At 68.4% G+C, this 13,072-nt stretch carries 9 protein-coding genes and 2 pseudogenes; 4 read left to right on the top strand and 7 right to left on the bottom strand.

The genetic code is table 11. The annotated features are described in order from the left end of the window. Window positions 1–24 precede the first annotated feature (24 nt). The gene (locus tag ACWC94_RS34245; protein ID WP_450801189.1) at window positions 25–546 is read right to left on the bottom strand and encodes a diguanylate cyclase domain-containing protein; all 522 of its coding nucleotides are present in this window, start codon (window positions 544–546) and stop codon (window positions 25–27) included. A gap of 179 nt (window positions 547–725) precedes the next feature. On the opposite strand from ACWC94_RS34245, the gene ACWC94_RS34250 reads away from it, so the two are divergent. Continuing rightward, a complete protein-coding gene (locus ACWC94_RS34250; RefSeq protein WP_382301594.1) occupies window positions 726–1,244 on the top strand; it encodes a hypothetical protein in 519 nt (172 codons plus the stop codon). A 149-nt stretch (window positions 1,245–1,393) separates the two neighbouring features. On the opposite strand, the gene ACWC94_RS34255 is transcribed toward ACWC94_RS34250, so the two are convergent. The 3 genes from ACWC94_RS34255 to ACWC94_RS34265 all read right to left on the bottom strand — a co-directional run bounded on the left by ACWC94_RS34255 (window position 1,394) and on the right by ACWC94_RS34265 (window position 6,198). Beyond that, the gene (locus ACWC94_RS34255; RefSeq protein ID WP_450801190.1) at window positions 1,394–2,047 is read right to left on the bottom strand and encodes a hypothetical protein; all 654 of its coding nucleotides are present in this window, start codon (window positions 2,045–2,047) and stop codon (window positions 1,394–1,396) included. Next, window positions 2,044–2,535, bottom strand: a complete 492-nt coding sequence (locus ACWC94_RS34260; protein ID WP_450801213.1) for a hypothetical protein — start codon at window positions 2,533–2,535, stop codon at window positions 2,044–2,046. The genes ACWC94_RS34255 and ACWC94_RS34260 overlap by 4 nt, the downstream gene beginning before the upstream one ends. A gap of 489 nt (window positions 2,536–3,024) precedes the next feature. After that, complete coding sequence (locus ACWC94_RS34265) at window positions 3,025–6,198, bottom strand: NACHT domain-containing protein (protein ID WP_450801191.1); 3,174 nt, start codon at window positions 6,196–6,198, stop codon at window positions 3,025–3,027. A 931-nt stretch (window positions 6,199–7,129) separates the two neighbouring features. Here ACWC94_RS34265 and ACWC94_RS34270 point away from each other — a divergent pair. Continuing rightward, window positions 7,130–7,744 (top strand): hypothetical protein, encoded by a 615-nt coding sequence (locus tag ACWC94_RS34270; RefSeq protein ID WP_450801192.1) that lies wholly within the window; start codon window positions 7,130–7,132, stop codon window positions 7,742–7,744. 181 nt (window positions 7,745–7,925) lie between these two features. On the opposite strand, the gene ACWC94_RS34275 is transcribed toward ACWC94_RS34270, so the two are convergent. After that, window positions 7,926–8,072 (bottom strand): hypothetical protein, encoded by a 147-nt coding sequence (locus ACWC94_RS34275; RefSeq protein ID WP_450801215.1) that lies wholly within the window; start codon window positions 8,070–8,072, stop codon window positions 7,926–7,928. A 110-nt stretch (window positions 8,073–8,182) separates the two neighbouring features. After that, window positions 8,183–8,620, bottom strand: a pseudogene (locus ACWC94_RS34280) (transposase); the annotation flags it as partial. Here ACWC94_RS34280 and ACWC94_RS34285 point away from each other — a divergent pair. Further along, window positions 8,600–9,471 (top strand): annotated as a pseudogene (locus tag ACWC94_RS34285) (IS5 family transposase). The pseudogenes ACWC94_RS34280 and ACWC94_RS34285 sit on opposite strands and share 21 nt — an antisense overlap. 350 nt (window positions 9,472–9,821) lie before the next feature. On the opposite strand, the gene ACWC94_RS34290 reads toward ACWC94_RS34285, so the two are convergent. Beyond that, entirely contained in the window at window positions 9,822–10,316 is a 495-nt protein-coding gene (locus ACWC94_RS34290; protein WP_450801193.1) for a hypothetical protein, read from the bottom strand. 605 nt (window positions 10,317–10,921) lie between these two features. On the opposite strand from ACWC94_RS34290, the gene ACWC94_RS34295 reads away from it, so the two are divergent. Next, window positions 10,922–13,057, top strand: coding sequence for a hypothetical protein (locus ACWC94_RS34295; RefSeq protein WP_450801194.1), 2,136 nt, complete (start codon window positions 10,922–10,924; stop codon window positions 13,055–13,057). Window positions 13,058–13,072 lie beyond the last annotated feature (15 nt).

Genomic DNA, 13,072 nt, shown 5'->3' on the forward strand with positions numbered 1-13,072 from the left:
CGCCAGGAGCGGTGTCTTGACGACTCATGCTCGAAGCATAGCATTTTTATATTCATAGTTTATGGAAATGGTCAGGGCCGCGTCGGCGGCCCGCTGCAGCGCGGTCAGGTCGCGGGAGCCAACCGTGCGCGGGATCGCGGCGCCGACCGAGGCGGCCACGACGAGGGTGCGGCCGTCCTCGAGAACGACGGGGGTGCGCAGCATGCGGACCAGCTGCGCGAAACGCTGCTCCATGCGCGCGGCGGGCAGCTCTAGGACGACGGCGAACTCATCGCCTCCGAGACGGCCGACGCAGACGCGCGGGCCCGCCCACGCGGCGAGCCGCGCGGCGGTCGCCGTGAGGACGGCGTCCCCGGCCGGGTGCCCGAAGTCGTCGTTCACGGCCTTGAAGTGGTCCTGGTCGGAAGCGCGCGGGGTCCTGAACGTTGGTAAGCCGGAACCTGCATGCCAGCTGATGGCCGCGGCGGACCCACGCGCGGGTTCCGGCCGAGCTGACGGGACATGGTGAGCGAAGCCCGGTTCTGCCAGGAGGATTGGGAAGTCCACAGCGGATCTGAAAGACGCATCCCGCCTGGGACTTCGACTTCGACGACGGCGACGAACTCACTCGGCGACCGTCCTGACAGGCTGCTCTGTACGATCACCGAATACTGGGCGCTGTTCCGCTTGTCCTATGCGGAGGTCAGCAAGTGGTGCCCTGTCCGGATAGTTGAGGGAGCTGGCGGGTGTCCGCTTTGGACTTCTACGCTCACGTCGCCGTTTGCGGTGAGGTCCTGGGAGTTGGCCTCGGTGCCGACCCGGAGGCCTGGGAAGCCGCCCTGGGGGCGACATGCCTCGATGTTCCCGGTGGTGGCCTACTGCGGCGGGACTACGGGCTCGTGGAAATCAACTTCTCGCCGGACCAACCAGGGCGGCAAGGGCAGATGTCGTGCTTCGGCTTCGGCGTGAAGATCCAACGACTGCTGTACGACCAGTCCCCGAGCACCGTGCCGTCCCCGCTCTCGCGGGAATACGGGGAATTCGCACCCAGAGTCCCCTTCAAGGAACTGCAGACCGCCATCCTGGCCCTGGGCCACACGATCGAACTCGACAAGCACAACACGTCGAGCGACATGGACTGCTACCGCGTATCCGCGTCCGCCGCCCGCATCCACGTCGTCGCTGACCCTGACCCGTACGGGTCAGGCGACCCAGATCCAGACGGACATCAGAGGGGCGACGTCTGGTCCGTCGACGTATGGTGACCAGCTGGCGACCTCCCAGCAGCGTCCGTGATATCTCTTCGACACGAGGAGCGCCAGGCAACGATCACCTGCGCGGCGGGCAACTGTCTGAAGAGCGGGCCCCACCCAGCTGATCAGCCACACTCAAGCCCCCGTGCCGCATCAACCGGCTAGCCCGCAGGCCAATGTGGGTTCGGCATGCCGTCATCGCTCATGTGCGCACGCTGCCAGATCCCTTTCCAGTTGAACGGCGTCTCCGGGACGAACCGGTGCCGCTGCCCGCACGGACATGGCGCCACCACCCACGCGCACCCACGGCACAGCTCCACCCAGCCGTGCCCGGTCGAGTTCGACACCAGCGGTCTCTGGTCTCCGCAGGCGGGGCAGCCGGGGAGGTCGGCGCCGTCCAGAATCGCATTCTGTCGCCGGACATACTCAGGCAGCCGCAGCGACGGATGGCGAAACGGGTCTTCGTACCAGGCGCGGTTCGGGCCCTCCCACCAGCTCCGCAGCCACCACGGTCGCGGGTTCACTACAGCCCGCCGCCCCGCCCGCTTCTCCGCCCGGCGTTGCGCGGTGTACTCCTCCGCTCGCGCGAGCCACAGCACCCGCGCCTCATGCAGTTCTTCCACCGCCCGCACCAGCGCGTCCGGGTCCGCCTCCAGCCGCCGGGGGATCGCGGCGCTGAGTGTGAGGTGGTGGTACGTCGCCCGGAAGCCGTACGGAGCAAAGAGGGTGATGCAGGTCCGCAGCGCGCTGTGCCGACGGCGGAGGGGGAGACGGGCGTCGTGCCCGTGCGATCGGTGGGTCAGGAAGCTGGTCACTGTGTGGGCGCCAGGTCCGGTGCCCGTGCCAGGGCGGCAGTGACGGCGGCGGCGTGTGCCGGCAGGTGTTGTTCAGCCCAGATTCCGGCAAGACCGAGGAAGTCCTGCAAATCCTGCTGGGCGCCCGCGACGAGCCTGTGTGCTTGGTCTACCGACAGCTCGATCACCGGGCTGCCGTCCGTCCCGTAAGCGTCGAACGTCAGCCGGACAATGTCGCCAACGCGTTCGGCCACCGACGACGGATCGTGGCCGAAGCAGGAGCAGCCGGTGCCGTCGAGCACCTCCAGCCAGTCCCGCCAGGTCTCCAGGCCGTTGCAGCAGCCCGGCTCGACGAAGACGGTGTCGGTGGCATTCTCGGTCACCCGGAACCCTCCGGCGGCGAACAGATCAGGCATGGTGAGCAGCCCGTGCAGGAATGTGCCGAACGGGTCGGTCGGGCACGGCCCGTGCTCCTCCTCCGTCTCGAAGTCGTTGCAGTCGGCGCCCACCAAGGGTGCTCTGCTCCCGCCGGCCGCAGGACGGCGCCCAACTCGGCAGCCGCCTTCCTGGGAAGCGGCGTGGAGCGGCCGACCAGGCGCAGCCGGCCCGCCGCGTCGAGCCGGCCGAGCAGGAGACTCCGGGGCGCGGTCACGGCGCCGGTGACCGCGCCGATGATCCCCTCCACTGTGATGCGGGTCTACTGGTGAAGTAGCAGTATTCCGACGCTGCGCTGTTCATGGTCGTTCCTGGCTTCGTGTGCCGCGCTCCCGGGCTGGATGTGATCTCGTCCGGCACATGCGGGGTCGGAGCCGGATCACCGGGGCGCCTTGAGGTAGAAGCAAATCGGCTGAAACGGGCTGAGGTTCGATGCACCTGTCGCTCGAAGTGCGTAGAGCGCATACGCATCAGCGAAACCAGCCGGGACAAACGTAGGCTTCGGGCGCGCGAAGCAACCGGGGTCGCCAACCGACTGCCTCGCCGGCCGTCGGCCCGCCTGCTCACTCCGGCGGGCCGGTGGCCGGATCGTGGTGGCGCGCGATCAGGGCCCGGTCTTCCGCCGATATGAGGGCGTGCACCAAGGGTCGGTGGGATGCCAGCGCATGGGACAGTGCATCGAAGACGGTCACCGGCAATGGTTGTGCCCTCTCGCTGTCACCGAACATGAGCTGGATGAGCTGTGCCAGAAACTGCAGGACGTCGTCGTGTGCGTCGCCGGGCACTCGTCCCCTGTCCTGGCCGAAGGCCGTGAGAAGGGCGTGCACGGCCGACACCAGGTGGGGGTGGCGCATGTCCATCAGCAGCCGTGTTCCCTGGAGCGCCCGGTCGTAGAGATCGCCGAGTTTCCTGTCGCTCATGGTCGTGCGATCGGCCAGCAGCAGTTCGAGCAGGTCGTGGGCGAGCGATGAGGCCGGAGCACCGTCGACCGGACTGAACATGGTCACGGCCTGGCCGAGCCACCGGAATACCGGGTCCAGGGCATGCCGCATCACCGAGTCATTGGTTCCGCCGGACACGGCCGTTTTGTGCCACAGCTCGTCCCAGTGCGACCGTGACCAGCCTGGGCCTGCGCTGCCTCGCGGGTAGCGGAAGTGCCAGTTCATGTCGAGGGGCTGTGGTGGGGTGCCTGGCTCGGAGCGAAGCGATATCTCCAGGGCCCGGCCCTCGCCGTCCCACGTGTGATACACGTCGAGGGACAGAGCGAAGTCCGTCCATTGGCTCTCGTTCATCGCCGAGCGCCACAGCAGGCAGTGCCGGTGCCAGGCACCCGGCGGGTCCGCGGAGCCCGGGAACAGCTCGGCGGCGGAGCAGCGCTCGGCGAGTAGCACCGTCAGGAGCACGAGGTTGGAACCGTACAGGCCGTGGCGTGTCGTCGTGCGCAGCAGGGCGGGCCGGTAGGCCGGGTGCTGGTCACCGGTGCGCGTCGTGTGCTGGGTCAGAACCTGGATGAGGGTCCGGGTCAGCCGGCGCCGTTCCGCCATGGACAGCCTGCCGGTCAGCGACCGGGCGAAGCGCAGCATCTGCCGGGACGCCAGGGAGGCGTAGGAAAGCAGTGCGTAGGCGAGGTCGTCGTCGATGCGGGTGTCCCCGAGAGAGAGCGCGGGGCGGGGTGCGAGCAGGTCGGTGAGCAGGTGCAGGGTGAGGCGTACGGCCAGATACTCGCCGAAGGTCGCGTGCAGGAACTCGTAGGTGGCGAGGACCTGGCCGTCCCGGACTGACTGGGCTCGCTGGACGAAGAAGAAGCGGCCGAGCGCCGTTTCGGCGGCGGTGAGCGGGGTGCGGAATCCCGGTGGCCGCACCGGCTGCCTGCCCAGTACGGCGGTGAGGTCCTGCTCGAGTTCGTCGGCCGACACCCACTGGCGCCCCCGGTTCAGCTGGGCGAAGGCCACGAGCGACAGGCGCTGCAGTTCCTGCTCGACGAGGGCGGCCGTGTCCTCGTCGGAGACGGCGTGGAGTGTCGCCTTGCCGACCTCGCGCCGGGCGAAGGAGGACAGCAGCTGCTCGTACAACTCGGTGACGTCGAAGTCGTCGTCGGCGCGCCGCAGAGCACCCTCGGCAGCGTCGTACAGCGCGAGCATCGTCAACAGCAGAGGCTGAAAGGCGAGTTCGGCGTGCCGTTCGAGGTGCTGCCAAGTGAGCGGGCCGCGGCTGTGCGCCGAGAGTCCGGCCATGTTGGCCTCGTTCCACACGGCCAGCCAGGTCGTGATCTGCTCGGCGCGGAAGGGCTCCAGGCGCAGGACGACCATGCCGGTGGGGTATCGGGCGCGGTCGGCCACGGAGGTCCGGCTCGTCACCAAGGCCAGCACGGGCCGCCCCTGATCCGCCTCACGCCGCTGGAACTGGGACACGCGCTCCAGGAAGTTGGTTTGGTGGACGCCGGTCGTCTGCAGCAACTCGTCGAAGCCGTCCAGGAGCAGAACAGGAGTACTGCCACCTGCCGCGCGCACCAGTTCCGGCCAGCTGATCCGTTCGCCGGTGGAAGCGCGGATCGCCTGTTCGATCTGGTCCTGCAGTTCGTCCTCCACCCGGACGTCCCTCAGCGGCACGCGCACGGGGAGAAAACCGACGGAGGGGAGCCGCGCGGCGAGCACCCGGGTGAGGACGGATTTGCCGGCACCGGGCTGGCCCAGGATCAGCAGGGGCGCCTCGGCGAGCTGAGGAGAGGTGAGGGCCCCGGCCAGGTAGCGGGTGAGGTCCCGGCGGAGGGGCAGTCGCCCCCACCACTCGTGGTCGGCCGGTGCGGCCTGCCCGGAAACGGCACTGACGCGGAAGTCCGGGTCGAGGTAGAGGTCCTGAAGGGTGGGAATCCTAATGCCGTCCGGCGCCGACGTGGCGTCCAGCACAGGGTGAGCGAGCGCCGCCCGGTGAGCGCGCGCCAGCGCGGAGGCCACGTCGACCGGCGGGCGCAGCGCCTCGGTGGTGCGGGTGAGGAGAGTCTCGATCCCGGACAGGGCACGGCCGACGTCTGTGTGGATCGCCTGCTGCGCCACATGTGTGACCCAGAAACCGAATTCGGGTGCCTCCTTGGCGAGCTCGACGTACAGGCTCTGGTATCGGTCATGAGCCGCGCGCGGCAGGTCATCCATGAGAGCCGCACGGGCCCGAAGGCGCCGCAACGCGTCCATGTGCTCCCAAAGAGCAAGGCCTTCGAGGAAGGCGTAGAACCTGCGGGCGTAGTCCGCGTAACTCGCGAGCAGCATCGCGGTGAGCGCCGAGGCCGGTATGTGCGGTGCCGGGCAGGGCAGGTCCGTGGCGAGCAGCAGCGACACCAGGTCCGGCGTTTGCGGGGTCGAGCCCGATTCGGTTCGGGCGAGGGCGAGTTGCTCGTCCCGGGTCAACCGCACCTCGGCGAGGGTGAACGGAAGCTCCAACTCCTCCATCGCCTCGAAGAAGGCCACCACGACGATGACCGTGTGCGCCGCGCGCAGCACATCGGTCCGCTCCGCACGCCCCTGGGTACGGTCCAGACGGGCGCCGACGCCGCGGATCGCGTCGCGTCCGAGGCCGAGGAGGCGTCCGTTGGCGTCGGCCATGCCGATCACCGTGCCGCTGACCCCGGCGGTCGCCAGATTCAACGCCCCACCGAGCGCCCGATCCAACGCCGCCAGCCGCGGCGGCTCGGCACCGAGAAGCACCAGAGCGTCGGCGAACGCCAGGAGTCTGCGTGCCACCATGTCCCTCACTCCCGCCTCTCTACAGGCCCGGCCGAGGCCGACGCTACCGCGCGCTGGTAGTCCCGTCGGTACGATTCGAAGGACGCGGAGGACCGCGAAGCGGGGTGATCAGCATTGGCTGCGGCGACGTCCATGTCATGCGGTGCCGTCGGCGAGCGCGTCACCCTGGTCCACCCGAACGCCGCAGCAGGGCGATCCGGGTTCCCGGGCAGCTGCCGCCCGCCGCCGTTCCCGGTATGCCTCTTGCCGGCAGGGACGCGGACATCGGACATCGGCGGGTCGCGCCGTCGCAGGGGGGCCGCTACGAGCCGAATCTCACGCTGTGGGGGAGGTCGCCGAAGAAGTTGGTGAACTGGCCAGGCTGCAGGCTGCCCCAGGGGTTCTGACAGTTGCCATCGAAGTAGAGCGTGGCAGTGGCGTTGGTCTGGTTCGAAGCATTGGTGGCACCCTCATGGAGCGGCTCGCACACGCGGAGGGGGCGGGTTGCTGATAGAGAAGTCCCCCACCGGTGAGTGATAGAAGAAAGTGCCGGAGGCGGCGTAGGCGCTGCTCATGGGCAGCGCGATGAAGAGCGCGAGGGCAGCCCCCGCGGTCAGGGCCAGGCGACCGAGGCGCGTCGTGGGAATACGTCTAATGGCCATGAGTGCAACGGTTCCAGACGGCACCAGGGCGCCCAAGGTGGTACGGCTGCGAACCAGGAAACAGAAAGGACAGTGCGCGCCCCCACCGCACTTCGCACGCCTGCTTAGAGATCCTCGTGCTCTTGCTCCCCATCCTCCCCACACGGTCCAAAGCCGGAACACCTGAGGAGTAGAGCACCTCTGGCCCAATTCGGGGCTCTGGCCGCAGTTCCGTGAAGCCCGAACACGGGGCGGCTGGGCCTGGTACCCGACGCTGCCTTGGAGTATGGGCGATCGGTACGCTGACCCCCATGGGGCTGGACATCACGGTGATGATTGCAGACTGGTCATGGCTAGGGGAGGTTCCACCCCGCGAGCGGCTGCCGCGGCTGAGGAATGCCTGGTATGCCGACGAGACGGGGCTGTGGGATCACGACGCGCCGACGGTCAAGGGCGACTGGGAGTGGCCACGGGGACGCAACAGCGCCTTCTTCGCCGTATACGAGTTCCTGCACACCTCTGGATCGTTCAAGGCGCACTTCTGGGCCGGGCAGCGGTGGGAATCCGTCCGCGACCACGTTGATCCTCTAATTCGGACGGAGTTGGACGCGTTCTTGCTCGGGTTGGTCTGGGATGGGCTGGACGGCGCAGCGCAGCACACGGATCCGGACTTCTTCAGCGACGACCCCAGCGTCTATGGGCTGCTGCTCGCACAGTCACCAGACGGCGTGCGGGAACTGGCCGCGACCTGGGAGCGGGTACGGCCTCGGCTTGAGAGGATGCAAGGGGCCTTCATTGAACATGCCGCCGATCCCGAAGGACGGGTCGGCAACTTCACCGCATTCACAGACCTGCTGGCCGAGTGGGGCCACGTCCTCACCGAAGCCGCCGGACGAGGCTGGGGCCTCGTGGGGCTGAGCGAGTAGAGCAAGGCCGTCCCTTCGAAACCGAGACTCATCCGTCCTCCTCGCCACGACAGGAGGCACCCTGCCGGAACGATTCCCTGTTCATGCCTCTGACGCGTAAATAGCAGCAGGTCAGGGTGGTTTTGGGCAGGGGCGGGCGCTCTGTGGCCATGCTGATGGCGGGTGTTTTGGTTCTGGTCGGTCAGGCCACGCTTTCCAGCGGGTTGAGGGTGACGGTGTATCCGAGCTGGTTGAGTGAGGTGATCGCCCGGCGGGTGGCCCGTTCGGGATCACGTTGGGTGAAGTAGGCGCCGCCGAGCTCCTCGTAGGGGACGTGGTCGGTGAGCATGTGCCAGATCGCGGTGATGATCGAGTGCTCGACGGCGACCAGAGCCCGCAGTGGGCACGACGGGCGGTGAGCCGTTTGTTGAGGGCGGCGAGGTAGGTTTGCCTGGTTCTCACCGCGCCGAAGGCTGCAAGGCCGAGGGCGCCTTTGAGATACGGATTTCCGGGGCGGACCTTCGTGTTCTTGGTGCGGCCGGCCGACTCGTGGTGGCCGGGGCAGACCCCGGCCCAGGAGGCGAGGTGTTTGGCTGAGGCGAACCGGCTCATGTCGCCGCCGGTCTCCGCGGTGATCACTTCGTCGACGGCCTGGTTGATGCCGGGGATGGTGTCGAGCAGGTCGAGGGCGCCGCGAAAGGGAGCCATCGCCTCTTCGATGCGTTCGCTGAGCTGGTCGTACTGGTCCAGGTGGAGGCGGGTCAGGAACGCGTGGTGTTCGCGGAAGCGTCCGGTCAGGGACTCGGTAAGTTCGGGGATCTTGTTGCGGAGCCTGCGTTTGGCCAGGTCCGCGAGGGTTTGGGGGTCGCCTTCGCCGTGGATGAGGGCTTCGAGCATGGCCCGGCCGGATGGGATGGTCTCTTAGATCTCGAGTGGGCTCTCGTCGAGCCGCTGCTGCCGGTGCCGGCCTGCCAGACCTCGAGGGGCGGCCGCCCGGAGGCACATCCCCGACGCGAGATCGTCGACGCCCTGCGCTACATCGTCGACGCCGGCTGCGAGTGGAGCTCCCTGCCGCAGGACTACCCGCCTTCAAGACGGTGTTCGGAATCTTCACCCGCTGGTCCGCGGCCGGGGTCTTCGACCTCATCCGCGACCAGCTGCGGCGCTGCATCCGGCGGGCCATGGGCACGTCCCCGCACCCGGTGGCGGTGGTGATCGACTCGCAGTCGGTCAAGGCCGCCGCCACCGTCCTTCGCTCCACGTCCGGGTATGACGCGGGGAAGAAGCTCCCGGGCAGGAAGCGACATATCGTCGTGGACACCAAGGGCCTGCTGCTGTTCGTGATGGTCACCCCGGCCGATGTGCACGACAGCCAGGCCGCCCGCGAAGTCCTCTTCCGGCTGCGGCTGATGCACCCGGAGATCACCATCGTCTGGGCCGACTCGGCCTATGCCTGCACGCTCGTCAACTGGGCCAAGTCCCTCCTCCACCTGACGATCAAGGCAGTGAGCAGACCAAAGGACGCAAAGGGACTCGTGGTCCTGCCAAGGCGTTGGGTGGTGGAGAGGTCACTCGCCTGGCTGCTTCACGCTCGCCGGAACGCGCGGGACCACGAGACGCTGCCGCAGCACTCCGAGGCGATGCTCACCTTCGCGGTGACCACCCTGATGACCCGTCGGCTCACCCGGCAACCCATCCACCCCCATGCCGCGGCGCCACGTCCAGAAGCCGCACTTCGAGCCGCTTGACCCCGGATACCTCGCCCTGATGACAGGCGTTGTCCTGGTCGTGGCGACTACTCATTTGCGAGCGTGTGACGTTCCCGAGGCCGCCAGGGCCTGGTCCGGTGGGCCGAGGACAATGTGGAGCGCAGCCTCCAAGGTCACCGGGCGGTTCATTACACGCTGATGGAGACGGAGGACAGCCACGTCTGGGCGCGTGTGCTGAAGCGGACGGAGGCCAGCGCAGCGGCATCCGGATTCCCCGCCACGCCGTCCGCAGCACGGCCGCCCCACTCCCATCCACCCTCATGAGCCGAGTCCGCGGCGGTGGACGCCCCAGCGCCAGCTCGCACCGAGTCGGGCGCCGGCACGGGCCGTCAGTTCTGCGTACGCACATACTCGTCCGGTGGGATCCGTGCGATGGCGCCCATGGTGGTGGTGCTGACCGCTATGGTGACGGCCCCGGCGAGCGCGCCGATGGACGCCACCGTGGCCGGTTCGACATCTGGCACTTCGGCTGTGTTCAGGTAGGCGCCGAACACGGCGCCCATCAGTATGTGTTTCAGGTCGGGCGCCTGGAAGGGCAAGTCCAAGCCCGAGGCAGCCTCGTCAACGACTCCGGCGATGGTGACGGCCAGTGGGCTCGCGTCGGCTCGCTTCCTGATGGAGGCCGTCTGCTGTCTTACGTCACTGCCCTGGAACACCAGCCGGGCAAGCTCGGTCAGTTCCTCGACGTCCTGATCGGTCAGGCCGGCCAGCCGCAGCCGGAGCAGGTGGTAGCGGAACCTCAGGATGTGGGCGTCCTCGAGGACGAACCCGACCGCCGAGCGGAAGTACTCATCCGCCGGGTGGAAATCAGTCATGGCGATCACCTGCCCACGATGTGATTGGCAAGCACTGGTACGTCGGACGGGACCGAGAAGTCCACTGGGGAACAATGCGTGCTTCATACGGCCAGTCCAAGTCGAGCAGCCGCCGACGTAGCGCAGCGACACGCACGTCCGCGCTGTCCAGCGGCCAGAGGAATGCGCTCGAAGTACGGGCTCCCGGTATCGTGGGCCTGCCCTGTCTGGTTGGTTCCTGCGGGCGTGTTTCCGGCGAACCAGTCCTCGACGATGTGTGCTTGCGCTTCGATATTCAGTCTGCGACCCGGTGGCCACAGAGGCAACCGGAGCCCGACGTCAAGAGATCTTTGACCTCGATCGTTCATGAGCGTCCGTCAGCTTGCTGCGGGACCCTCTGCGGTGAGTGTTGCTACAAAGCCCCCGGACCACCAGCACGGACCCGGAAGCCGAGCCCCCGCTCGATCCGGCTCTGCCGCCAGAGGTGACCCGTGAGGCCGGCCTCTCAGGGGCCTGACCTGGCTCCATCTCGCGGCTGCGAGGTGCCGGGGCGCACGGTAGATTGGAGGGCGGGCGTGGTGTCGGATTTCCACCGGATACAGGCGTGTTGGCCGTCCGTCAAGGAGCCGAACATCATGGCCAAGTCCGTCCGCCTCGGCATCATCCGGGCTCGGCACGACACCACCGTGCCCGTCATCCCCGATCCCGCCTGCATCGCCATGCTCATGACCGGTGACCACGCCCTGCTGCGGTTCTGGGAGAACACCACCCGGGGTTACCTCGACTTCGTCGACTCGTCGATGTTCCCGTGGGTCGACATGACGATCGGGACCGACACCTCCCGGGACGCCCAGGCCCGCGCTGCCGTTGACGCGCTGCGTGCCCGATTCCCCAACCCCCCAGAGTGGCCCGGACTCAACTGCCTGGTCGTCCTCACCCACCCGGGACAGCGGACCATACCGAATCCCCGGGCGGGACAGCCGGGCCAGCCTGCCACGATCACGCAGAGCTTCGACGGCGGTACGACCAGTGTCGACGGGTTGCGGGTGTCCGTGATTCCGGTGATGTCGAGCGACCTCACCTTCATGTGCCACGAGGTCGGCCACGTCCTCGGCCTGGACCACACCTTCGGGCTCGACAACAACGGCACAGACTGGGATCCGACCGACGCCACCATCATCGTCGGCCAGGAGTACGGCTCCCCTTACGACCTCATGTCATCCGCCACCTTCGCCGGCCGCTTCCTCGGCACGGGGCCGTTGTACTTTGGCCAGCCGACCTTCATCGGGCCGACGGTCACCGACTGGCCGTACGCCGGTGCCTCCTCCATGGGCCCGCACCTCGCGCGCGCGAACCTGCACCTGTTCATGCCGGACGCGCTGGCGGGTCGGGTGGTCGAGGCGGCCTTCCCGCAGCCGGGCGCACCGGTCACCGCACGCATCGTGCCGGCGTCCGCGTCGACCGGCCCGTGCCTGCTCGTGCTGCACCCGCCCGGCGAGTCGGCAAAAGGGGTGGGCCGGGTCTACGTCGAGTACCGCGTCCCGCAGGGCTGGGACGCCGGCATGGACCCCATGGGGCCGAGCCTTTCCCGGGAAGGGGCGGTCGTCCACTCGATCGTCGACGTCGCTGGCAAGGGGCCGCGCGCGTGGTACCGGGGGTCGGTGCCGACGACGTCGCCGGACACCGATGTCGCCGTCGAGACGACACCGCTCGTCGTGCGCACCGTAGCCGTCGATTCCGAACGGCAGTGGGTGGACCTGTCGGTCACGGCAGGCGCGGTGAAGGCGGTCGAGATCGTCCGGGGCCTCCAGACCGACGACGTGGTCGGCCCCGTCGGTGAGGTCCAGACGACCGTGACGCCGTGCGGCGACCCCGTCCGCCGGGGAACCTTCGCCACCTCGACGACGGCCCGCTTCGGTATACGCAGCTCCGGCTTCGGCGGCAGGGGCGAGCCCGTCGATCCCCAGCCCAAGATCACCTGGTCCGTCGGAGGTGTGCCGCTGGGCGCGCTGAGCGGGAACGTGAGCGTTCCCGTGGACGGGACGGCGTTCACGCTCGACTACACGATCGATCCGGACGTGTTCGAGCTCACGCTCACCACACGGGGCGGGGAACGTTACGAGACGCCCACGGTGGTGACGGTCAGTGGGGAGGGGACGTCGGCGTCCGCCACCGCTGTGTTCACCGCGCAGGGGTGGGTCGAGGGCATCCACCCCGACGACGTGCAGAAGCTCGGTGACTGCCTGCGCCGGATCACGGCGCAGTACCGGCGGATGCCCGCGCCGTTCCGCAGGCCGACGCCCGAGCCGCCGTGGAGCGACCTGGCGACGCGTCGGCTGGCCGAACAGGCCTGGCTGAGGCAGGCGTTCCGGTTGATCGCCCAGCCGCCGGACCTCGACGCCACCGGCCGCGGGGAGCTGAGCCGGCTCCTCCAGGTGCAGGCGCCGCCCACCGCGTTCATCGACGCGCTGGGGGAGGCGGCCGTCGACTACAGCGTGCCGGAGGCGGACCTCACCGCCTGGCTCCGGAACCCCGAGTTCACCCCTTACCCGGCGCTCGCCCAGTCTCTGCTGCTGAGGCTGGACAGCACGCGGTTGAAGCGTCCGGTGTTCCTGGACGTCATCGCGTTCAACTACGAGAATTCGCCGGGGAAACAGTCGCCGCGTCTCTTGGAGGACGTGGACACAGGTGTCCTGGAGGCGGCCGTGGTCGAGGGCTGGAACACCCGGTATGGGGAGGCGGTGTCGGAGTTCGGCAAGTTGTTGGCGTGATGGTGCCGCCGACGC

It is taken from the genome of Streptomyces sp. NPDC001135 (genome assembly GCF_053598395.1).